The organism is Nocardia sp. NPDC023852, assembly GCF_040639505.1.
GTDB lineage: Bacteria > Actinomycetota > Actinomycetes > Mycobacteriales > Mycobacteriaceae > Nocardia.
Genome location: NZ_JBFAAB010000026.1, coordinates 57918 through 79945, shown reverse-complemented (window position 1 = coordinate 79945; position 22028 = coordinate 57918). Strand labels below are relative to the sequence as shown.

At 66.2% G+C, this 22028-nt stretch carries 18 protein-coding genes; 12 read left to right on the top strand and 6 right to left on the bottom strand.

From position 1 onward, the window contains the following. Together AB0H00_RS26790 and cobM are read right to left on the bottom strand one after the other, a co-directional pair. Positions 1 to 7943, bottom strand: a 7943-nt coding sequence (locus AB0H00_RS26790; protein WP_357271601.1) for an amino acid adenylation domain-containing protein, incomplete at its 3' end; no start/stop codon positions are given. Positions 7944 to 8318: 375 nt separating this feature from the next. Next, entirely contained in the window at positions 8319 to 9068 is a 750-nt protein-coding gene (gene cobM / locus AB0H00_RS26785) for a precorrin-4 C(11)-methyltransferase (RefSeq protein ID WP_357271598.1), read from the bottom strand. Positions 9069 to 9415: 347 nt separating this feature from the next. Between cobM and AB0H00_RS26780 the strand changes: the two genes are divergently transcribed. From AB0H00_RS26780 to AB0H00_RS26735, 10 genes are read left to right on the top strand one after another with little or no spacing between them, the layout of a single operon-like run. Further along, positions 9416 to 10117, top strand: coding sequence for a hypothetical protein (locus tag AB0H00_RS26780; protein WP_357271595.1), 702 nt, complete (start codon positions 9416 to 9418; stop codon positions 10115 to 10117). Positions 10118 to 10122: 5 nt separating this feature from the next. Further along, positions 10123 to 11319 (top strand): SRPBCC family protein, encoded by a 1197-nt coding sequence (locus AB0H00_RS26775; protein WP_357271592.1) that lies wholly within the window; start codon positions 10123 to 10125, stop codon positions 11317 to 11319. Next, positions 11316 to 11723 (top strand): gas vesicle protein GvpJ, encoded by a 408-nt coding sequence (gene gvpJ, locus AB0H00_RS26770; protein WP_357271589.1) that lies wholly within the window; start codon positions 11316 to 11318, stop codon positions 11721 to 11723. Before AB0H00_RS26775 ends, gvpJ begins: the two co-directional genes overlap by 4 nt. Beyond that, positions 11723 to 12520, top strand: coding sequence for a GvpL/GvpF family gas vesicle protein (locus AB0H00_RS26765; RefSeq protein WP_357271586.1), 798 nt, complete (start codon positions 11723 to 11725; stop codon positions 12518 to 12520). Before gvpJ ends, AB0H00_RS26765 begins: the two co-directional genes overlap by 1 nt. A 3-nt stretch (positions 12521 to 12523) precedes the next feature. Continuing rightward, a complete protein-coding gene (locus tag AB0H00_RS26760) occupies positions 12524 to 12763 on the top strand; it encodes a gas vesicle protein GvpG (RefSeq protein ID WP_357271583.1) in 240 nt (79 codons plus the stop codon). 5 nt (positions 12764 to 12768) lie between these two features. Then, complete coding sequence (locus AB0H00_RS26755; RefSeq protein ID WP_357271579.1) at positions 12769 to 13077, top strand: gas vesicle protein; 309 nt, start codon at positions 12769 to 12771, stop codon at positions 13075 to 13077. Beyond that, on the top strand, positions 13074 to 13466 hold the full coding sequence (locus tag AB0H00_RS26750; protein WP_357271576.1) for a gas vesicle protein: 393 nt from the start codon (positions 13074 to 13076) through the stop codon (positions 13464 to 13466). Before AB0H00_RS26755 ends, AB0H00_RS26750 begins: the two co-directional genes overlap by 4 nt. After that, on the top strand, positions 13459 to 14247 hold the full coding sequence (locus AB0H00_RS26745; protein ID WP_357271573.1) for a GvpL/GvpF family gas vesicle protein: 789 nt from the start codon (positions 13459 to 13461) through the stop codon (positions 14245 to 14247). The genes AB0H00_RS26750 and AB0H00_RS26745 overlap by 8 nt, the downstream gene beginning before the upstream one ends. Beyond that, positions 14244 to 14468, top strand: coding sequence for a gas vesicle protein (locus tag AB0H00_RS26740; protein ID WP_357271570.1), 225 nt, complete (start codon positions 14244 to 14246; stop codon positions 14466 to 14468). The genes AB0H00_RS26745 and AB0H00_RS26740 overlap by 4 nt, the downstream gene beginning before the upstream one ends. Beyond that, positions 14461 to 14754 carry a gas vesicle protein K gene (locus AB0H00_RS26735; protein ID WP_357271567.1) on the top strand — a complete coding sequence of 98 codons (294 nt, stop codon included), beginning with the start codon at positions 14461 to 14463 and terminating at the stop codon, positions 14752 to 14754. The genes AB0H00_RS26740 and AB0H00_RS26735 overlap by 8 nt, the downstream gene beginning before the upstream one ends. Before the next feature lie 16 nt (positions 14755 to 14770). Here AB0H00_RS26735 and AB0H00_RS26730 read toward each other — a convergent pair whose 3' ends face one another. The 4 genes from AB0H00_RS26730 to AB0H00_RS26715 form a co-directional block, all read right to left on the bottom strand. Then, positions 14771 to 15196, bottom strand: a complete 426-nt coding sequence (locus AB0H00_RS26730; protein WP_357271564.1) for a PPOX class F420-dependent oxidoreductase — start codon at positions 15194 to 15196, stop codon at positions 14771 to 14773. Between the two features lie 72 nt (positions 15197 to 15268). Then, entirely contained in the window at positions 15269 to 16729 is a 1461-nt protein-coding gene (locus tag AB0H00_RS26725) for an MFS transporter (protein ID WP_357271561.1), read from the bottom strand. Continuing rightward, positions 16726 to 17700, bottom strand: a complete 975-nt coding sequence (gene egtD, locus AB0H00_RS26720; protein WP_357271613.1) for an L-histidine N(alpha)-methyltransferase — start codon at positions 17698 to 17700, stop codon at positions 16726 to 16728. The genes AB0H00_RS26725 and egtD overlap by 4 nt, the downstream gene beginning before the upstream one ends. Positions 17701 to 18820: 1120 nt before the next feature. After that, positions 18821 to 19777, bottom strand: a complete 957-nt coding sequence (locus AB0H00_RS26715) for a LysR family transcriptional regulator (RefSeq protein WP_357271558.1) — start codon at positions 19775 to 19777, stop codon at positions 18821 to 18823. 101 nt (positions 19778 to 19878) lie between these two features. On the opposite strand from AB0H00_RS26715, the gene AB0H00_RS26710 reads away from it, so the two are divergent. Further along, on the top strand, positions 19879 to 21282 hold the full coding sequence (locus tag AB0H00_RS26710) for an MFS transporter (RefSeq protein ID WP_357271555.1): 1404 nt from the start codon (positions 19879 to 19881) through the stop codon (positions 21280 to 21282). Next, a complete protein-coding gene (locus AB0H00_RS26705; protein WP_357271552.1) occupies positions 21279 to 22025 on the top strand; it encodes a 3-hydroxybutyrate dehydrogenase in 747 nt (248 codons plus the stop codon). Before AB0H00_RS26710 ends, AB0H00_RS26705 begins: the two co-directional genes overlap by 4 nt. Positions 22026 to 22028: the final 3 nt, after the last annotated feature.

The following is a 22028-nucleotide window of genomic DNA, read 5'->3' as shown; positions in this document are numbered from 1 at the left end:
AACTCACGGTAAGTCAACCGCTCGTCCCCGAACACCAACGCCACCGCATCCGGCGTCGCCGCGACCTGCGCATCGAACAACGACACCAACGTCCCGCCAGGCAACGGACGCGCAGTATCGTTCCAACCGGCCAGCACCCGCGCACGTTCCTCCGGCGCGAGCACGTCGATATCGCCGACCGGCATACTCGGATCAGCAGTCACAGCTGCCAGAATCCGGTCCAGACGCCGGGCGAACACGGCGACCGTCGCTTCGTCGAACAGGTCGAGAGCGTAGGAGAACTCGGCCGACATACCTGCCGCGTCACCCTGTTCGTCCTCGGTCTCCGAGAGCGTCAGCTGCAGATCGAACTTGGCGAGCCGGGCGTCGTAGTCGACCCCGTTGACCGAGAGACCGGGCAGCTCCAGGCTGGCCTGCCTGGTGTTCTGGAAGGTCAGCATCACCTGGAACAACGGATGCCTGGCCTGCGATCGGGCCGGGTTGAGCACCTCGACCAGCCGCTCGAACGGCACGTCCGCGTGCGCGAACGCGTGCAGGTCGGCCTCGCGCGCGGTGGCGAGCAGGTCGGCGAAGCTGGACGCGCCGTCCACCCGGGTGCGCAGCACGAGAGTGTTGACGAACATGCCGATCAGGTCGTCCAGCGCGGCCTCGCCGCGGCCGGCGACGGGAGTGCCGATGGCGATGTCACTGGTCCCGCTCGCCCTGGCCAGCAGCACCGCGAGTGCGCTGTGCAGCACCATGAACAGCGATGCGTTGTGCCCGCGCCCCAGCTCGACCAGTGCTCGCTGGGTCTCGCCGGAGATCACGAACGGGTAGGTACCGCCGCGGTACGAGGCGGTGGCCGGTCGTGGCCGATCCGACGGCAGCACCAACTCGTCCGGGAGATCGGCGAGTTCGCGCGTCCAGTACCGGATCTGAGTGGAGATCAGCGAACTCGGATCGTCCTCGGAGCCGAGCACCTCGCGCTGCCACAGCGCGTAGTCGGCGTACTGCACCGGCAGCGCCGACCAAGCGGGCGCCTCCCACGACGTGCGAGCGGCGTAGGCCACCATGACGTCGCGGGCCAGCGGACCCATCGACCAGCCGTCGGCCGAGATGTGGTGCACCACCATACCGAGCACGTACTCGGACTCACTGATCTCGAAAAGCCGTGCGTGCAACGGCACTTCGCTGGTCACGTCGAACGCCATGGAGGCGAGCTCGACCACATGGTCGATCAGGTTGTGCTCGGTCACCGGCACAGGGGTCAGGTCCGGCACGATCTGCGCGGCGTCCAACACCACTTGCACCGGGCCGCTGTTGGTTTCCGGGAAGACGGTGCGCAGTGATTCGTGCCGGTCGATCACGTCGATAATGGCGACCTGGAGCGCCGCCACGTCCAGCTGACCGGAAAGGCGGATGCCGATCGGGATGTTGTACAGCGCGGAACCGGTGTCGAAGCGGTTGAGGAACCACATGCGCTGCTGGGCCAGCGACAGCGGTACCTCCTCCGGGCGCTCGCGCGCCACCAGCGCCTTGCGCGCACCATCGCCGGCGTGCGATTCCACGCGAGCGGCCAGCGCGCCGACGGTGGAAGCGTCGAAGAGCATGCGCACCGGGACCCGGGTATCGAGTGCGATGCCGAGCCGGGAAGCGACCTGGGTGGCACTGAGGGAGTTGCCGCCGAGTTCGAAGAAGTCGTCGTCGACACCGATGCGGGTGATGCCGAGGACCTCGCCGAAGATCTGCGCGACGATCTCCTCGATTGGGGTCGAGGGCGCGCGGAAGCTCTTGACCTCGAAGATCGGTGCGGGCAGGGCCTTGCGGTCCAGCTTGCCGGAGGTGTTGAGCGGGAACTCGTCGAGCACGACGAAGGCGCTCGGAACCATATAGGCGGGCAGTTCGCCGGTGAGTTCGGCGCGGACGCTTTCGATTTCGATCGAATGGCCCCAGGCCGCAATAACGTATGCGACCAGCTGATCGCCGAGGCGGTCGTCCGAGCGCACCAACACGACTGCCTGGGCGATGGACTGGAGGCCGGTCAAGGCCGTCTCGATCTCACCGAGTTCGATGCGCAGACCGCGCAGCTTGACCTGGAAGTCGGTGCGGCCCAGGTACTCCAACTCACCGTCGGCGGTCCAGGTGACCAAGTCACCGGTGCGGTACATGCGGGAACCGGCCGGGTCGAACGGGTTCGCAACAAATCGGTCGCTGGTCAGATCCGGGCGCGCGACGTAACCGCGGGCCAATTGCGCGCCCGCCAGATAGAGCTCACCCGCGACACCCACCGGCACCGGGTGCAGACGCGAATCCAGCACATACACCTGGGTGTTGAATACCGGTGCGCCGATCGGCACCGACGCGGTGTCGGTGTCAACGACCTCGTGATACGTCACATCGACCGCTGCTTCGGTCGGTCCGTACAGGTTGTGCAGGCGCGCACCAGTCAGCTTCCGCAACCGCTGTGCGGTCGCGGCGGGCAGCGCCTCACCCGAGGCAAAGACAGTGCGCAGGCTGCGGCACTCGTTCGCGCCGACCTCGGCCACAAAGACCGACATCATCGACGGCACGAAATGCGCCGTGGTGACCCGTTCTTCGGTAATGACATCGACCAGATAACCCGGGTCGCGGTGACCGTTCGGACGAGCGACGACCAGACGGGCACCGATCTGCAAGGGCCAGAAGAACTCCCACACCGACACGTCGAAGGTCGCCGGGGTCTTCTGGAGCACCACATCATCCGCGCTCAGGCCGTATTCGGCCTGCATCCACACCAGTCGGTTGACGATCGCGGCATGCGAGACAGCGACGCCCTTGGGGCGACCTGTCGAACCGGAGGTGAAGATTACGTACGCCGTATTCGACGGCCGCAGCGGCGCAATACGTTCCGCGTCGGTGACCACGGCCTCGGCGTATTCGCTCAGATCGAGTTCGTCGATGTCGATCGTGGTGACCGACCCCGCATCGAAGCCGTCGCGAGAGGTGGTGAGAATACACACCGGGTCAGCCGTGTCCAGCACATAGCGGGTGCGGTCGGCCGGATGATCCGGATCCAACGGCACATACGCGCCACCGGCCACGCTCACCGCGTACATGCCGATCACCAGCTCGAGGGATCGGCTCATGCCGAGCGCAACCATCGACTCCGGCCCGACGCCGAGCAAGATCAGGTGACGCGCAAGGCGATTCACCCGGGTGCTGAATTCGGCGTAGGACAGACCTGTCCCCTCGAAAGTCAGCGCGATCATTTCGGGGGTCCGGGCGGCCTGCGCCTCGAACATCGACACCAGCGTGGCCGCGGGTACCTCGCGGGCGGTCTGGTTCCACCCGGTGAGAACCTGGGCACGCTCCGCATCATCGAGAATGTCGATGTCGTGCACCTTGGATTCCGGTGCCGTGACAGCCGATTCGAGCACACGCAGGAAGCGGCGCCCGAATTCGGTGACGGTCTCGGCGTCGAACAGGTCGGTGGCAAAGGACACCACGGCCGCCATGCCCGCGGGCTCACCGTGCGCACCGCGCTCCTCGGTGACCGTCCACTGCAGATCGAATTTGGCGATATCGACATCTAGTTCGGCGGCGGTCACCGACAGACCCGGCAACTCCAGGGTCGCGTGCGACATCTCCTGGAACGACAACATCACCTGGAACAGCGGATGCCGCGCCTGCGAGCGGGTGGGGTTGATCACCTCAACCAGCCGCTCGAACGGCACATCGGCGTAGGCGAAGGCCGCCAGGTCGGTCTCCCGGGTGCGGGCCAGCAGCTCGGTGAACGGTTGCTCGCCATCCACATCCGAGCGCAGCACCAGGGTGTTGACGAACATGCCGATCAGATCATCGAGCGCCTGCTCGCCGCGGCCCGCGACCGGCGTGCCGATTGCGATATCGGTGGTACCCGACAGCCGGGCCAGCAACACGGCCAGCGAGGCGTGCATGACCATGAACAGGCTGACACCCTGCGCGCGAGCGAGCGCGACCAAGCGCTGGTGCAGCTCGACGTCGATCTCGAAGCCCACCCGGCTGCCGTGGAAGCTCTGCACCGGCGGACGCGGACGGTCCGCGGGCAGATCCAGCTGATCTGGCAGACCCGCCAGAGCTGTCCGCCAGTACGCGATTTCGCGGGCGGCCATGGAGGCGGGGTCGGATTCGGCGCCGAGCAGCTCGCGCTGCCAGACGCTGAAGTCCTGGTACTGCACCGGGAGCGGCGCCCAGGTCGGCGCCATACCTGCGGCGCGGGCCAGGTAGGCGGCGCCCACGTCGCGCGCCAGCGGGCCGAACGAGAAACCATCGGCCGCGATGTGATGCACGACGAACGCGACCGCGTAGTCGGCGGTGCCGTTGCTGCGCCCGCCGGTGACGGCGAAGACTCGCACGCGGATCGGCAGCTCGTGCGATACGTCGAAGCCCCGCGCGGCGAATTCGGCTAGGGCGCCCTGCAGTTCGGCTTCATCGATCGGCTGCACCACGATGCCGAGGTCGACCTGGTCGACCGGCAGCACCTGCTGGTAGCCGCCGTCGCCGGACTCGGGGAAGATTGTGCGCAGCGACTGCTGCCGCTCGATCATGTCGAGCAGGGCGGGCTGCAGCGCCTCCAAATCCACCTGGCCGCGCAACCGCACCACGAACGGCAGGTTGTAGGTCGGCACCGTCGGGTCGAACTGGTTGATGAACCACATGCGCTGCTGCGCCAGCGACAGCGGCACCCGCTCCGGCAGCTGCTGAGCCACCAGCGGCGGGCGAGCGGCGTCGATGGGCGTGGCGTTCTCGGCCCGCGCCGCGATCCCGGCGACGGTAGGGGTCTCGAACAGCGCGCGCACCCCGATCTGGGTACCGAACGCCACGCCGATCCGCGCCACCACCTGGGTGGCGACCAGCGAGTTGCCGCCCAGATCGAAGAAGTTGTCGTCGATGCCGATCTGGTCCTGACTCAGCACATCGGCGAAGATGCCCGCCACAATCTGCTCCGCCTGAGTACGCGGCGCACGAAACCCAGCCGCGTCCGCGGTGAACACCGGCTCCGGCAGCGCCTTGCGATCCAGCTTGCCGCTGGTGTTGAGCGGGAAGGCCTCCAGCACCATGACCGATGCGGGCACCATGTAGCTCGGTAACTTCTCGGCCGCGAACCTGACCAGCTCTACCGAGTCGACAGTCTGCCCGGGCGCCGCAACGACGTAGGCGACCAACTGCTGGCCGGTCGCTGTGTCCATGACGAGCACCACGGCCTGGCTGACCGTCGGGTGGGCGAGCAGATCGGTCTCGATCTCGCCCAGCTCGATACGCTGGCCACGGAACTTCACCTGGAAGTCGGTACGGCCGATATATTCCAGCGTCCCGGCGTCGGTCCAGCGCACCAAGTCGCCGGTGCGGTACATCCGCTCACCGCTCTGCGACATCGGGTTCGCGACGAACCGGTCCGAGGTAAGGTCCGGGCGCCCGCGGTAACCGCGGGCGAGCTGCCGCCCGCCCAGGTACAGCTCGCCCGTTGCGCCGATCGGGGCGGGTCGCAGTCGCGAATCCAGCACGTAGACCTGGACATTCCACTCCGGGATGCCGATCGGCACGGTGATCTTGTCGGCGGCCGTCGCCTCCCAGTAGGTCACCGAGACCGCGGCCTCCGTCGGGCCGTATAGGTTGTGCAACCCGGCCGGAGCGGAGCCTGTGGAACGACCATCCGGCGCGGCGGTGATCTCCCTGAACTTCGCCGCTGTCTCCGGCGGCAGCGCCTCACCGATCACGAAAACCGCGCGCAGCGTGGCACATTGGGCTGGGGTGGCGTGCGCGACAAACACTGTGAGCATGGACGGAACGAAGTCGGTCACGGTGACCCCGTGCCGTTCGATCGTGTCCGCCACGTAGAGCGGGTCGCGATGCCCATCCGGCGCGGCGATAACCAGCTTGGCGCCCACCATCAACGGAAGGAAGTAGCCCCATAGCGACACGTCGAACGTGGTCGCGGTCTTCTGCAGATACACGTCCTCGGCGGTCAGCCGGTACTCGTCGAGCATCCACAGCTGCTGGTTGACGATCGCGTGGTGGGTGACCGCTACGCCCTTGGGGCGGCCGGTCGAGCCTGAGGTGTAGATGACGTAGGCAGTATTGTCCGGGCGCAATGGCGCGAGCCGCTCGGCCTCGGTCACCGGGCCGGCGGAGTACTCCGACACGTCGAGAGTGTCGATCTCCACCCGGCGTACCGACTCGGGTAGCTCCAGCTTGTCGGAGGACAGCGTCAGCGCGCATACCGGCGCGGCGCTGTCGAGGATGTAGGCGGTGCGGTCGGCCGGATGATCCGGATCGATCGGCACATACGCGCCACCGGCCTTCAGTACCGCGTGCATGCCGATCACCAGCTCCAGCGAGCGGCGCATCCCGAGGGCGACGAGCGATTCCGGGCCGACGCCGTCGGCGATCAGGAAGCGGGCAAGCCGATTTACCCGCGCGTCGAACTCAGCGTAGGTCAGCGTCGCGCCCTCGAACTCGACGGCGATGGCCTCCGGCGTCAAGGGCATTCGCGCGTCCAGCAGCGCCGCCAGCGTGGTTTCCGGGACCTCCTCCTCGGAGTCGTTCCACTCCAGCAAGGTCCGCTCACGCTCGCCCGAGGTGGTGACGTCCAAACTCCACACCGTCGCGTCCGCGTCTGCGGCGACCAAGCGGTCGAAGAATTCGAGGAAACGGTCGTGATGCCTGCGCGCCTCGTCTTCGGTGTAGAGGTTCGGGTTGGTCTCGAAGTCGATGCGTGGACGGGTGCCCGCGACCGACTGGTAGAAGTTGACGCCCAGATCCTCGATGCTGCCGGTCGACAGCACACTCATCGTGCCGACCATCGAGCCCATCGTGATCTGGTCGTGGAACAGCATGATGTTGACCCATGGACCGAAGAATTCGGTGGTCACCACGCCATCACCGGCCGAATCACGGCGGATGTCCTCATGCCGGTAACGCTGATGCCGCAATGCGCCGGACACCTCCACCGTCACCTGCTTGAGCAGCTCGGCAACGGTGGTGTCGTGCCTTACACGCAGTCGCAACGGCACGATGTTCGACGACACACCACCCGAACGGCGCATGGCCGCAGTTGTGCGGGCGGTCACCGGCAGGCTCAAAATGACGTCCTCAGTGCCGGTCCACTGCGCCAGGTATGCGGCGAAAGCCGCCAACAGCAACCCGGCCGACGACGAGTCGTGCCGGGCGACAGCGTCTTCCAACAGCGCGTTCTGCTCATCGGACAACAGGGCACTGGAGACTCCGTTGAGCGGCGCAGGCGGTGCCGACCGACCGGCCAGACTGGTGCCGTCCTCTAGTCCAGCGACCCGCTCGGCCCAGTACGCTTTGTCGGAGTCGAACCGGGTGCTGCCGCGGTAGGCGATCTCCTGGTCATAGAGCGTGCGCAGGCCGGTGGCCTTGGCGGGCGTTGCCTCGGTGCCGTTCAGGATCGCCGTATAGTGCTCGGCGACCCGGCCCAGATTCGTCATCGCGCCGAAGCCGTCGAGCGCGATGTGATGGGAGCGCAGGTACCAGTACCAGTGGTCGTCGGCGAGCTGCAGGCCCGCGATCCGCATCAGCCGGTCTTCGGTCAGATTGAGGGGGCGGCCGTATTCGGCGCGCATCCACGCCATCGCGGCAGCCTCCGGGTCGGCCTCACCGCGCAGGTCGACGTAATAGACCTTGTCACTGTCCGGGATGGTGTAGTCGATGTACTGATACGGTTCGCCGTCGCGCTCGACAATGCGCAGGAAGCCCGAGCCCAGCTCATCGGAGGCACGAATCAGGGCTTCGCGGAGGACCTCCAGATCGAGTTCACCATGCAGATCGACATACTGCGCGATGTTGATCGGTACGTGCGGATCGACATGCTGCGCATACCAAATCCCCAGCTGCGCGGGCGACAACGGGAAGTACTCGCTCGAACTGGCATGTGCCCGTTCGCCACCAGTTTCGCTGTTTCCGCCGAAATCCAGCCGGTTCAACCGTAACCTCGCTTCCGGAACACCACGCAAGCGCTCCCCGCCAACACCCGGACGCGGCGCCCACCCATCCAAGCGTGGCGCCTACGTCTCCGGTGTTCTGTTCTCATCAATCAGGCAAAAAATGTTCGTTTGAACTATCTGTCCACTAGGCAAACCTTGTTACATGGGCTCGACCGTGCCCAACGGCCACTGACCGGCTGTGCCGGGACTGTCACTGCGGATCACCGGATCAATCTACCGTCGCCGCGCGCACCCGACCAACCAACCGTTATAGCTGATACGCATCAACGCAGGCAGGGTGGGTTTCGTCGGTCCGATGATGAGCTGTTGTCGTTCTCACACCGTTCCTCGGCGTGACATCGGGGCACCAGCGGGTCAGAAGTGGCGCAGTCGGGCCGGGTTGTAGAGGTGGGATTCGGCGCAGTGCGCGGTGGACCTCAGCGCACGCCCTACCAAGATCACCGCGGCTTGCCGCAATCCGGCAACCTCGACTTGGTCGGCGATATCGATCAGGGTGCCGCGCAGGATCCGCTGTTCGGGCTGGCTGGCGCGGTATACGACGGCCACCGGGCAGTCCGGGCCGTAGTCGGCGGCCAGCTCGCCGGCCAGCGCACGGATGCTGGTGATGGCCAGGTGCAGCACCAAGGTGGCGCCGGTGGCGGCGAAGTTCGCCAGGGCTTCCGAATCGGGCATCGCGGTCGAGCGGGCCTGGGTGCGGGTGAGCACGACAGACTGCACGAGTTCGGGCACGGTCAGCTCGGCGCCGAGCAGCGCCGCCGCGGCGGCATAGGCGGGCACGCCCGGCGTGACGTCCCAGGAGACACCGTGCGCGTCGAGCCTTCGGGTCTGTTCGGTGAGCGCCGAATAGAGCGATGGGTCGCCCGAGCACAACCGGGCCACGTCCTTCCCCGATCGGGTGGCGCGCACCAGATGGCCGGTGATCTGGTCCAGGTCCAGATGCTGGGTATCGATCAGCTCTGTGTCCGGGGCACAATGCGCCAGCACCTCGGGGTCGAGGTAGGTGCCCGCATAGAGGCACACCGGAGAGCTTCGCAGCAGAGTGACCGCTCGCACGGTCAACAGGTCCGCGGCGCCCGGCCCCGCGCCGATGAAATGCACGGTCATGCGGTGAGTGTATTCAGGCCGTCACCTCGACGTGTGCGATGACCTCGCGGGACACCGGCCCCACCGACCCGCCAGGCATGCCGTTGTGCTCCCGAATTCCTCGCGATCCGCACTCGTGTACCGGACGACGATCTCGGTGACGTCGCCAGCTGGTTCGCGGTTCGCCGCGGGCGGCCGTATGTCGCCTATGACTCAGGTGCCGACCGGCGGAAATACCACGACTAGATAAGGACGCGGGAGGTTTGCCGGAGCCGATGTGGTCTACCCGGCAATTATCAGCACGTGGTGCCACTGATGAACCCGCTGTTCGGCGAGTCGCAGTCGAAAGCATGCAAGGAGTGATCATCGTGAAGGGTGGAGCACGAATAGCGGCGGGGGTGGGAGTCGGCTACGTCCTGGGCCGCACGCGCAAGATGCGGCTGGCGTTGTCACTGGGAGGCGCGGTATTGGCCAGGCGGTCTTCGGGAGGGCCGCAGGAGCTGCTGCAGCGAGGGACTTCATTGATCCGCTCGTCCCCGGAGCTGACCAAGATCACCGAAACGGTCCGCGCCGAATTGCTCGGTGCGGCGCGGGCGGCGGCGGTCACCGCCGCGAGCAACCGCATCGATTCGTTGAACGCCCGCCTGCAGCAACGAGCCGCGGAAACCGGAGCGGACGAAGAACCGGGAGAATCTCGAGAGCTCACCTCGGGCCGAGATGAGGATGAGTACGACGAAACCTCCGAGGACGACTACGCCGGCGACGACTACGAACGCGAATCCGACGAGGAGGATCTGGAGGACGAGTACCCGGACGACGAGGGCGAACCAGAAGAGGACATCGACGTCGAGGAGACCGACGAAGACGACGGCGACCAGGAGACCCGGGCGCCCGCCCGTGCCCGGCCTGCGGCGCGCACCGGGCGAACCCGAGCCGGTGAGTCCCGCTCGCGGGGACCGGACAAGGCGTCCGGCTCCGGGGGCCGGGCGTCGGCTACGCCCGGTCGGCGTCGGGTACGCGCCGACGCTGACACCACAGAGCATGCGCCGGTACGGCGTACGCGGAGGTGAATCAGATGGTGCGGAAATCTCTCGAAGACGTTCCCAGCAAGGTGGGTAAGACCGCCACCGACACGGTGGGCCAGGTCGGCAAGACCGCCACCGACACCGCGGGCCGGGTCGGGAAGACCACCGCCGACACCGCGGGCCGGGTCGGGAAGGCTGCGACCGGCGCGGCCGGAAGCGCTCAGCGAAAGGTCCATGATGTCAGCCCCACCGGGCACCTGCAGCAATCGCTGCAGGACCTCGCGGGAACCCTGGCCGGACGTGCGCTGGCCGGGTTCTCGGACACCATGTCCGGGACGGCCGAACGCCTGAACAAGTACGCGGAAGGCGACGGTGGGAATCTGCTGTCGGCGGTGACCGGCATCGAGAAGCTCGCCGAGGGCAAATCGCCGATGCGGGCGGCCATGAGCACCGGAATGGAGGGAATCAAGCACACCGCCAAGGAAACGTTCCAAGGTGTCAAGGAATCACTTGTCGGCGGTAAGGGAAAGGGCTCCGGCGGCAAGAAGCTGAAGTTGACGAACATCGTCGAACAGGTCGACGTCGGCGCTCCGATCCGGCTCACCTACGACCAGTGGACCCAGTTCGCGGACTTCCCGAAGTTCATGAAGAAGGTCGAGCAGGTCGAACAGGCCGCCGACGAAAAGCTCGAGTGGACAGGCAAGGTGTTCTGGTCCCGACGGACCTGGCAGTCCACGATTCTCGAGCAGGTGCCGTTCGAGCGGATCGTATGGCGCTCGAAGGGCGACAAGGGCTACATCGACGGCGCGGTGACCTTCCATGAGCTCGCCCCCGATCTGACCCGCGTCATCATGGTGCTCGAATATCACCCCCGCGGATTGTTCGAAAAGACCGCCAACCTCTGGCATGCGGTCGGCCGCCGGGCCCGCCTGGAGCTGAAGCATTTCCAGCGTCACGTCATGACCGAGAGCCTGCTGCACCCCGACGACATCGACGGCTGGCACGGCGAGATCCACGACAAGAAAGTCGTCAAGGACGACGAGACCGCCCGTCGCGAGGAGCAGGACAGCGCCGAAGGCGAGGGGACGGAAGACGAAGACCAGGAACTCGAGGACGAAGTCCCCGAAGACGAGGAATCCGTCGACGAGGAGGAGGGCGAACCCGAGTCGCCCCGTCGCCGACCCGCGGCCCGGCACACCACCACACCCAGAACCCGATCGGGGGACAAGCAAGGAGGACGAACATGACAATCGAACCCGCCAGCCGTGGAGGGGGCGCAGGCACCATGGCCCGCCCGAACTCCTCGGGCCTAGCCGAAGTCATCGACACGATTCTCGACAAGGGATTGGTCATCGACGCGTTCGCGCGGGTGTCGCTGGTCGGCATCGAATTGGTGACCATCGACGCCAGGGTCGTAGTGGCCAGCGTTGACACCTACCTGCGGTTCGCCGAGGCAGTCAACCGGCTGGAAATTTCCGACACCGAACCGAAGGGCCTACCCGACCTGGTCGGCGACATCACGGAAGGCGGCGCCAAACACAAGACCAAAGGCGCTATCGAGGCCGCGGGCGAGAAGGTCATGAACTTTCTCGACGACGTGGAGGACAAGCGCCAAACGGCGAACCGGTCATCGAAACGAAGGGAGAGATGATGCCCACCCAGCAAGCCACCACGGCGCCGGACCGCGAACGCGGACAGACCGCCGGGGTGTACGTGTACGGCATCGTGCCGGCCGATGTGCAGCCCGAAGAGCACGCCCCCGGTGTCGGAGATCCGCCGAGCGACGTCTCGACGGTGCGCCACGGCGAGATCGCCGCGCTGATCAGCGAGGTTTCGGTCGATCGGCCACTCGGCACGCCCAGCGACCTCACAGCGCACGCGAAACTGCTGGACGGTTCCGCGGCTGTCACGCCGGTGCTGCCGCTCCGGTTCGGTGCGGTCATGTCCGACCCGGACGCAGTGGAGAAGGAACTGCTCGAGGCTCACTACGACGAGTTCCATGCCGCGTTGGAGGAACTGGAGGGTCGCGCGCAGTTCGTGATCAAGGGACGCTACGTCGAGAAGGCGATCCTGCGTGAATTGGTGAACGAGGACTCCGAGGCCGCGCGGCTGCGGGAGGAAATCCACGACAAGCCCGAAGACGCCACCCGGGATGCCCGGATGGCGCTGGGCGAGATCATCAACCAGGCGATCGAGGCCAAGCGGGCCGAGGACACCCACCGGGTCACAGCCGCGCTCGACGCACTCGAACCCCTTGTCAGCGAGCGGAACCCCACACATGAGGAAGACGCCGTCCACGTCGCGGTCCTCATCGAAATGTCTCGGCAGGGCGAACTCGAGGAGGCTTTGGGAAGACTCGCCGAGGAATGGGACGGCCGCGTGGAGATCAGTCTGCTCGGCCCGATGGCGGCCTACGACTTCGTGATGAAGCGGGAACCGGCGGGCTGACGCATGGGTCTGCTTTCGTCGATCCTCTCGTTGCCGTTCGCCCCGGTCCGTGGCGTGATCTGGCTGGGTGAAGTGATCCAGGACCAGGTCGAGCAGCAACTCCACGATCCGGCGATCGCCCGGCGGGAACTGGAGGAGATCGATCAGGCCATGGCAGCGGGTCACCTGTCTAAGGAGGAACACGCGGCCGCGCAGCAGGCGGTCCTCGACCGGATGGTCCGGCCGTCCGAAGGGAAGGAGTGACCCGCGTGACCGGCAAAACCACCCATGAGTCCGAACCCCCTCCCCTGACCGCGGCGCAGGCCGCCGGTGCGGCGATCGACCACCTTATGGAGCTGACCGCGAAGGAAGCGCAGGGGGCTACCTCCGTGGAGCCGGCGGACCACGGGTGGACGGTGGAGGTCGAGGTGCTCGAGGACCGCCGCATCCCGACGTCGGCGGACATGATGGCGCTGTACGAGGTGGAGATCGACCTGGACGGGAACCTGTTGGCCTACCGCAGAACCAAGCGCTACAGCCGCGGTAGCAGCGACATCAGCGGAAGGACTCGGACATGACGGTAGCCGGGGGCGAATCGTCGATGCCGCAGCCCTACGGCAGCGGACACCAGTCGACGAATCTCGGCGACATCCTCGAACGGGTTCTGGACAAGGGCCTGGTGATCGCCGGTGACATCCAGGTGAACCTGCTCGACATCGAACTGCTCACCATCAAACTGCGGTTGGTGATCGCCTCGCTGGAGACGGCGAAGGCGGTGGGAATCGACTGGTGGGAGACCGATCCCTGGCTCAACAGCAAAGCCCGCACACTCGAGCGGCAGGATCGGGACCTCGAACTCGAGAACCGCGAACTCCGCGACCGGATCGCCGAACTCGAAGCCGGACGCGACCGCCACACACCCATCGAGCGCGCCCGCCAACCGGCAAAAGAGGAGGACCGTGACTGACGGTGTCGGGGTGTGGCTGTACGCGGTGACGGTCGACGGCGGCGCCGCGGAAGAGCTGGGCCACGTGACCGGCGTGGCGGGTGAGGCAGTGCGCGTTGTGATCGCGAACGGCTTGGCGGCCGTCGTCGGTACGGTCCCACTCGAGGTTTTCGGGAAGGAACCGCTGCGGCGCAATTTGGAAGATCTGACATGGCTGGAGGCGACGGCCCGGGCCCATGACACCGTCGTCTCCGCTGTCGCGCGACGGGGCCCGGCTGTCCCGCTGCGCCTGGCCACCGTCTACCTCGACGACGACAGAGTCCTCGGCCTGCTCGACGAGCGGCGGACGGACTTCCGGTCGGCCCTCGAGTTGGTGACCGACCGCACGGAGTGGGGCGTCAAAGCCTACGGCGACCGTGACGCCCTTACCGCCGCGGTGGCCGACGCCAAGGCGACGAGCAGCGACATAGGCGCAGGCACGGCATATCTGCTCCGTCGCAAAGCGCAGCTGTCCGCGCAGGAGACCGTCGAACGTGACGCCGCGACACGTGCCGACGAGATCCACGCGCACCTGGTGAGGCATGCCGCCGGCGGCCGACGTCAGGCCGCGACCGATCCCGCGCTGAGTGGCAGGCGGGACTGGATGGTGCTCAACGGCACCTATCTGGTGGACGACGAGCGCGCCGACGAGTTCGTCTCGACAGTCAGGGAACTCGGGAAGGAATATCCCGGTATCCGGCTCGAGCTCACCGGCCCGTGGCCACCGTATTCGTTCGCCGGCGTGGAACGGGAGCCCATATGAGGCACGCCGACGGGGAGCGCCGCATCGCCCTCATCGACCTCCTGGACCGGGTGCTGGCGGGCGGGGTCGTCATCTCGGGCGACATCAGGCTCTCCCTGGCGGATGTCGACATGGTGCAGATCTCATTGCGGGCTCTCATCTCCTCCATCACTCCCCTTTCCGCCAAGCCACTCGAGTCCGCCGCACCGCGCGAGATGCTGGAGCCGCACAGCGATGACTGAATTCGACGGCATTCCGCCACATATCGACTCGAATCCGGAATCCGTCGAGCGTGGGCTCGTCACGCTCGTACTCACCCTGGTGGAGTTACTCCGGCAACTGATGGAGCGGCAGGCATTGCGGCGGGTGGATGAAGGCGACCTGAGCGACACGCAGATCGAGCGGATCGGCACCACCCTGATGCTGCTCGAGGAGCGAATGGAAGAGTTGCGGAACCACTTCGGGCTGACTCCTGAGGATCTCAATATCGACCTCGGACCGCTGGGGACGCTGCTGCCCCGGGAGTGAGGCCCGAATCGGGAAGTCAGGCCGTCGCGTCGAAGTGTGCGATCACTTTCGAAGGCCGGAGCCGGACGACGAGTTCGCCTGGCACGCCGTTGCGTTTGCCGAACTCCTCGGCCCGGTCAGCGCCCATGTAGCGTCCACCGATCTCGGTGGCGGTGCGCAGCAGTTCGTCCGGGTCCTCGGAGAGCGTCACGGTGCCTTGCAACTGGATCGATGAGTACGGTGGCTCCTCCAGGTCGACGCACACCGCGATGCGCGCGTCGCGCGCGAACGCCTTGCCCTTGACGGTGGACTTCCCGGTATTGAAGACCAACGCGTCACCATCGAGGATGAACCAGACCGGCGTGACCATCGGCCTGCCGTCGGCCGCTACGAACGACACCTTGCCCGTTCGTGTGCCGTGGGTGAGGAATTCGCGCACGTCGGGATCCGAGAGAGAGGCCATCCGTTCACCCTAGGTCGCCGTCGGCTGTGGTGCGCGCATCGACAGCGCATGTCGCGCGGGCATCACCTCAGGTCACTGCGACAGCCGGAATGCACTCGCGCCGCGCGATCGCGGCCATGATGTCTTGCCGCCGATATGCCGCGGCTGCGGCATGAGTGCAGCGGCGAGGACCGCGCCGGTACCGAACAGGCCGATACAGATCCACATGGCCGCGCGGTAACCGGCACCGAAGGCGATGGCGTCGGTGAGGGGCGCTCGGGAGATTCCCACGAGGCTGGGGATAGCGGCGATGGCGAGCAACTGGGCGATGCGGGCGATCGCATTGTTGACACCGGAGGCGATCCCGGCTTCTTCGGTTGGCACCGCGGCGAATACGGATTCGGTCAGCGGAGCCACGAACACAGCCATGCCCGCGCCGAAGAGAACGACGCCGGGCAGCACCGCGGTCGAATAGGACGCATGCGTATCGATCTGGGCCAGTAGGACCGATCCCGCGCCGGCCAGCAGCAGCCCGATCGTCATCGGCACGCGCGCACCGTGCCGCTGTGCCCACTGCCCCACCCAGGTCGACGACACCAACATGATCGCGGTGATCGGCATCGTCGCCGTCCCTGCCTCGAGGGGTGAATACCCCGCGACGACCTGCAACTGGAACAGCAGCAGGAACAGCACACATCCCAGGGCGGCATACACCGGAAACGTCACCAGATTGACCGTGGTGAACACACGCGAGCTGAACAGCGCCGGCGGAACCAGCGGGTGACGGCTGCGGATCTGCACGACGACGAACACGGCGAGCAGCGCCACACCGACTAGCTCCATCCATACCCGCGCAGCGATCAACCCGTAGGTCAGCATCCCCAATCCCGTGACGATTGCGGCGGTTCCGAGCGCGTCCAGCCGCGGGGGCGCATGCGGATCCCGGGATTCCGGAACACATCGCACCGAGATGACGGCCACGGCCACGGCCAGCGGAACATTGATCAGAAACACCGAGCGCCACCCCGCCAGCTCCACCAGCCATCCGCCGGCGATCGGCCCGATCGCGCCCGCCACTCCCCCCAGACCCGACCACATTCCGATCGCCGCCCCCTGATCGCGCGGATCGATCGACGCCGAGATCAGCGCCAGACTGCCGGGTGTGATCAACGCACCCGCGACTCCCTGCACCACCCGCGCCGCCACCAGCATCCCGACATCCGACGCAGCACCACACCACGCCGACGCCAGCGCAAAACCCACACTGCCCCAGATGAAGACCGCACGACGACCGAACCGGTCGCCCAACGCGCCACCCACCAGGATCAGCGACGCCAAGGCGAGGGTATAGCCGCTCACCACCCACTGCAGGTCCACCACATCGGCGCCGAGACCCGAACCGATGTGTGGCGCGGCGATATTGACCACCGTGGCATCGAACGACACCACCGCCGAACCGAGCACGGTCGCCGCGACGATCCTCCGTCCGGCACTCGATCGCAACCGGGGACGCTCGGCAGGCGTCGCCCCGGTCGCCGCAATGACGTCACTCATCTTCTTGCGATCACCACAGCGAAACGATCGGCGGGATCGGTCCAGCATCGCTGCGGTCGGAAACCGGCCGCCGCGAGTTCGCCATGGAACGGCGTCAACCGGAACTTCGCCGAGATCTCGGTGCGCATCTGCTCACCGGCGGCGAATTCGATCACGAGATCCAGGTCCGCGATGGTGACCGTCATGTCGGCCGTCGCCTCCAGCCGCATCTCGATCCACTCGTTGTCGGCATCCCACACCGCTACGTGCGCGAACCGGTCGGGTTCGAAGTCCGCGCCGAGTCGGTTGTTCACCACCTGCAGGATGTTTCGGTTGAACTCGGCGGTCACGCCGGCGGCATCATCGTAGGCGGGCACCATGACGGCCGGATCGGTCACCAAGCCCACGCCCAGCATCAGCTGTTCCCCTGGCTCGAGGACGTCGTACATACGCCCGAAGAATTCGGCCCGCTCCGCCGGTACCAGATTGCCGAGTGTGCCGCCGAGCAGCACGACGATCCGTGGGCCACAGCGCGGGAGGGAATCCAGTCTGCTCATGAAATCACCGACCACTCCATGGATCTCCAGCCGCGGGAATTCTTCGTTGATCCATCCCACGGCGGCCCGCAAAGCGAACTCGGAGACATCCAGTGGCACATATGAGCGCAACGATCCGCGCTCGCTCAGCGAACTCAGCAGCAGGCGAGTCTTCTCCGATGAACCCGAGCCGAGTTCGACCAGCTCCGCGGCACCGGACGCCGCGATCGCGATCTCGTCCGCGCCGGCGCGCAGCAGCGCGCGCTCGGTCCGTGTCGGGTAGTACTCGGGCAGTTCGGTGATCGCCTCGAACAGTTTGCTGCCCTGCCCATCGTAGAACCACTTGGAGGGCAGCCATTTTCGTCGTCCCGACAACCCGAGCAGCACGTCCGTGCACAGCGCGTCTCGCAGGTCCGCTTCGGTTAGGCGAACATCGATCGTTGGTTCCATGTCGATCGTGGTTTCCTTTCGTGCAAATATCCGAAGCGCATCCCGCTGCGTGGTCGAGTTCTTCGCAGCAGAATTCGATTCCCGGCTTCACTGCGCCGGGGCGAACACATACTTATGGCGGGCCTATTCGTTCCAGACGCCGACAACCGGGGACAGCAGTTCGACAATTCCGGCGCATCCGCTTCGGAATTCGAATTCACAGCGTCCCCACCGCAGGCGCCCAGTCGCGGTCCGATGATGATCGGGAATCCGTTGGTCGTGGCGAATTCCATGACCGCACGCACATCGGGAGAATCACGAAACGCGGGTAAGGAAACATTCCGCGCGGCGATTGCGCCGACCATAGATGATTTGCATCGAAACCGCGTGAAATATTGTGGTCGATCACCCGGGATGTCCGACTCCGCGCGCAACTCGGCGACCGCCATGAGGTCGGATTCACGCCCTACGACAATGCGTTCCAGCGCCGCGAACCGGGCCGCCGGGTCGCGCACCGCGGCCTGCACGAGATTTATGTCGCCAGGGACCGCGACAGCGGCCGTCGCACACTTAGGCATACCCCCGAGCGCCCTGCTCGCGTATACGTAGGCAACAACAGTGATACCGTGGTCGATACATTCGGTATACGGAACGTCGACGCCGCTTACCCGATAGTTCACGGTCACGTGTGGCTGCACGGGTTCCTCCGCTTGAAGCCGGAACACTGAAGTCGATATGACGCCGGAAACGAAGACAGAATTACGCCTCCGCCAACGCCCGGCAGCGATGCGGAGAAACATCTGGCTGATCGACTATCTACAGTGGCTCACAAGCTCCGGTTCGTACCTCATGCAGATAAGTATGCAACTCCCCACTGCTGGTAAATGTTCCCTACCATGAGAAATGCGGATAGGTCAGTCGGATTGTATGCTTTGGGATTTCGACCACGAGAGAGCAGCGCTAGCGAGTATGAGAACACCATAATCGGAGCATTGCCGTGCATTCGCCGAGGTTGCCAGTGGCCGCCACCGCACTTGCCGCGCCGCAGAATGTGATCTGTATCACAATCGATGCAGCCGAACGTGGCAACCAACCGTGACGCCATGAGGCACCGGCCGAGCCGGGCAGCGCAGGTCTCGAATCCGCGTCAGCCGTGGCGGCCGAGGAGGGTGGGGCGCAGGTCCGCGACCACGGCGTGGATGGCGTCCACGACGGCGGACACCTCGGGGCGGCGGAGGGTTTCCTTCCTGGCGACCAGCCAGTAGCCGAGGGTGACCGTTACCGAGTCGGCGAGTACGCGGACGAGGTCGGGATGCCGGTCGGCCATGAAGCATGGCAGCAGGCCGAGACCCGCGGACGCGCGGGTCGCCTCCACGTGCACGAAAACATTGGTGGAGGTGACGGATTCGCGCATCGCTGGTACGAAGCTGGAGGCCAGGTCGAGGTCGTCGACCTGGAGCATGGAATCGATGAAGTACACCAGCGGATGCTCGGCCAGGTTGTCGATCGTTGCCGGAGTGCCGTGTTCGCGCAGGTATTCGCGCGAGCCGTAGAGGCCGAGAGAGTAGTCGGCCAGTCGTGTGGCGGTCGCGCGATGCACCTGCGGCTCCCCGACTACCACCTCGAGGTCGAGTCCCGAGCGCTGTTGCGACGCGCGCCTGGTCGTCGCCACGATCTCGACCGCGATCTTCGGATGTCGCCGCTGCACCTCGGCGGCCGCGGGCGCGGCGATGTAGGCGCTGAATCCGTCGGTCGCCGAGATCCGGACCACCCCCTCCAGCAGCCGGTCACCACCCGCGTCGGCGGTAAGGGATTTCACGGCCGACTCCACCGCCTCGGCCGCGGCCAGCGCCTCCTTGCCGAGATCGGTCAGTTCCCAGCCACCGGTTACCCGGGTGAGCACCCGGCCGCCAAGGGTCTGCTCCAGCGCCGCTATGCGCCGCGAGATCGTCGTGTGGTTGATACCGAGTTCTTCTGCGGCCGTGACGAATCGGCCGGAACGCCCGACCGCCAGGAGGACAAGTAGGTCATCCGCGCTGGGACGACCAGCGGAGGCCGGGCGCATACCTGCATCTTTGCAGATGCACACTGCATTACTGGTCATTGCGGCGTATTTCATCTGCACGAATACTCTGTTCAGCCAGAGATTGTGGGGGTCGTCACATCGCGACCCGATGTGCGACCCCCGGCACGAAGGAGAGTTCGATGAGGAGCGCCGACAGCCGCGGGCCGAACGCGGAATTTCCGAGGGGCGAGGACCCCGGCGGTACGACGAACGGCCTGAAGCGGGTGGTGGCCGCGTCGATGGCGGGCACGGTCGTCGAATGGTATGAGTTCTTCCTCTACGGCACCGCCGCCACGCTGGTGTTCAGCAAGGTCTTCTTCGCGAAGGACACCAGCGATCTGGACGCCATCCTCGCCGCCTTCGTGACCTACGCCGTCGGTTTCGCCGCGCGCCCACTGGGCGGCGTCGTCTTCGGGCACTTCGGCGACAAGTACGGCCGCAAGAAGTTGCTGCAGTTCAGCCTGGTGCTGGTGGGCGCAGCGACGTTTCTGATGGGCTGTCTGCCGACCTTCGCGCAGATCGGCTACTGGGCGCCCGCGCTGCTGGTCTTGCTGCGCTTCATCCAGGGTTTCGCGGTCGGCGGGGAATGGGGCGGCGCGGTCCTGCTGGTGGCCGAACACAGTCCGAGCCGAAGCCGGGGCTTCTGGGCGAGCTGGCCGCAGGCGGGCGTGCCCGCCGGCAACCTGCTGGCGACGATGGTGTTGCTCGTGCTCACCTCGACGCTCTCGGACGCGGCATTCCTCAGCTGGGGCTGGCGGGTGGCGTTCTGGCTCTCCGCGGTAGTGGTGCTGGTCGGCTATTACATCCGCACGAAGATCACCGACGCGCCCATTTTCGTCGCCGCGCAGCGGGAGGCCGAGCAGATCAAGGCGACCTCGCTCAGCGTCGTCGAGGTGCTGCGCCGCTATCCGCGCGGCGTGCTCACCGCCATGGGGCTGCGCTTCGGCGAGAACGTCATGTACTACCTAGTGGTCACCTTCACCATCACCTACCTCAAGGTGCAGGTACACGTGAACACCCAGGTGATCCTGTGGTGGCTGCTCGCCGCGCACGCGGTGCACTTCGTGATGGTCCCACTCGCGGGCAAAATGTCCGACCGCTTCGGCAGACGACCGGTCTACTTCGTCGGGGCGCTGGCCGCGGGCACCTGGGGCTTCTTCGCCTTTCCGATGATGGACAGCGGCCACAACGTGATCATCCTGTCCGCCATCATCATCGGCTTGGTCTTCCACGCGCTGATGTACGCGGGACAGCCCGCGATCATGGCGGAGATGTTCCCCACCCGGATGCGCTATTCCGGTGTGTCCCTGGGCTATCAGGTCACCTCTATCGTGGCCGGGTCGCTGGCCCCGATCATCGCTGTCCGACTCCTCAACACCTACCACTCCGCGGTGCCGATCGCCTGGTACCTGGCGGGCGCGGCCGCGGTCACCGCGATCGCGGTGCTCATGGCCAAGGAAACGAAAGGACTGACCTTGGAAAGCGTCGACCTCGCGGACGCCGCAAGCCTCGGCGGACACCCCGCCACGGTGTCGGTGCGATGAGCGACCTCGACGGGCGTTCGGCCCTGGTCACCGGCGGCGCGAGCGGCATAGGCGCGGCATGCGCGCGGGAGCTGGCGGCACGTGGCGCCCAGGTCACCGTCGCCGACATCGACGATGTCGGCGCCAAAGCCGTCGCCCGCGAGCTGGGCGGAAAGTCCTGGGCGGTGGACCTGCTCGACGTCGATGCACTGGAATCGCTGGAGCTGGAGACCGACATCTTGGTTAACAACGCCGGGGTGCAGCACATCAGCCCGATCGAAGACTTCGCGCCGCGCCGGTTCCGCGAATTGCTCACGCTGATGGTCGAGGCGCCGTTCCTGCTGGTACGCGCGGCCCTGCCGCACATGTATCGGCAGGGCTTCGGTCGGATCGTCAACATCTCCTCGGTGCACGGCCTACGGGCCTCGGAGTACAAGGTCGCATACGTGACGGCCAAGCACGGGCTCGAGGGGCTGTCGAAGGTGACCGCGCTGGAAGGTGGCCGCCACGGCGTGACGAGCAACTGCGTCAGTCCCGGATACGTCCGAACGCCGTTGGTGGACAAGCAGATCGCCGACCAGGCCGTCGCGCACGGCATCGCCGAGCAGGAGGTGCTGGAGAAGATCCTGCTCACCGAGAGCGCTATCAAGCGCCTCGTCGAGCCGGAGGAGGTCGCGGCACTGGTGGGCTGGCTCGCGTCGCCGTGGGCCGGCATGGTCACCGGCACCTCCTACACGATGGACGGCGGTTGGAGCGCGCGATGAGGG

Excerpts from the sequence above, each read along its gene's own strand:
- AB0H00_RS26705 (WP_357271552.1), top strand. The coding sequence starts at position 21,279 with ATGAGCGACCTCGACGGGCGTTCGGCCCTGGTCACCGGCGGCGCGAGC.
- AB0H00_RS26740 (WP_357271570.1), top strand. The coding sequence starts at position 14,244 with ATGAGGCACGCCGACGGGGAGCGCCGCATCGCCCTCATCGACCTCCTG.
- cobM (WP_357271598.1), bottom strand. The coding sequence starts at position 9,068 with ATGACCGTGCATTTCATCGGCGCGGGGCCGGGCGCCGCGGACCTGTTG.
- AB0H00_RS26715 (WP_357271558.1), bottom strand. The coding sequence starts at position 19,777 with ATGACCAGTAATGCAGTGTGCATCTGCAAAGATGCAGGTATGCGCCCG.
- AB0H00_RS26735 (WP_357271567.1), top strand. The coding sequence starts at position 14,461 with ATGACTGAATTCGACGGCATTCCGCCACATATCGACTCGAATCCGGAA.
- AB0H00_RS26760 (WP_357271583.1), top strand. The coding sequence starts at position 12,524 with ATGGGTCTGCTTTCGTCGATCCTCTCGTTGCCGTTCGCCCCGGTCCGT.
- AB0H00_RS26775 (WP_357271592.1), top strand. The coding sequence starts at position 10,123 with ATGGTGCGGAAATCTCTCGAAGACGTTCCCAGCAAGGTGGGTAAGACC.
- gvpJ (WP_357271589.1), top strand. The coding sequence starts at position 11,316 with ATGACAATCGAACCCGCCAGCCGTGGAGGGGGCGCAGGCACCATGGCC.
- AB0H00_RS26725 (WP_357271561.1), bottom strand. The coding sequence starts at position 16,729 with ATGAGTGACGTCATTGCGGCGACCGGGGCGACGCCTGCCGAGCGTCCC.
- AB0H00_RS26710 (WP_357271555.1), top strand. The coding sequence starts at position 19,879 with ATGAGGAGCGCCGACAGCCGCGGGCCGAACGCGGAATTTCCGAGGGGC.
- AB0H00_RS26730 (WP_357271564.1), bottom strand. The coding sequence starts at position 15,196 with ATGGCCTCTCTCTCGGATCCCGACGTGCGCGAATTCCTCACCCACGGC.
- AB0H00_RS26765 (WP_357271586.1), top strand. The coding sequence starts at position 11,723 with ATGCCCACCCAGCAAGCCACCACGGCGCCGGACCGCGAACGCGGACAG.
- AB0H00_RS26750 (WP_357271576.1), top strand. The coding sequence starts at position 13,074 with ATGACGGTAGCCGGGGGCGAATCGTCGATGCCGCAGCCCTACGGCAGC.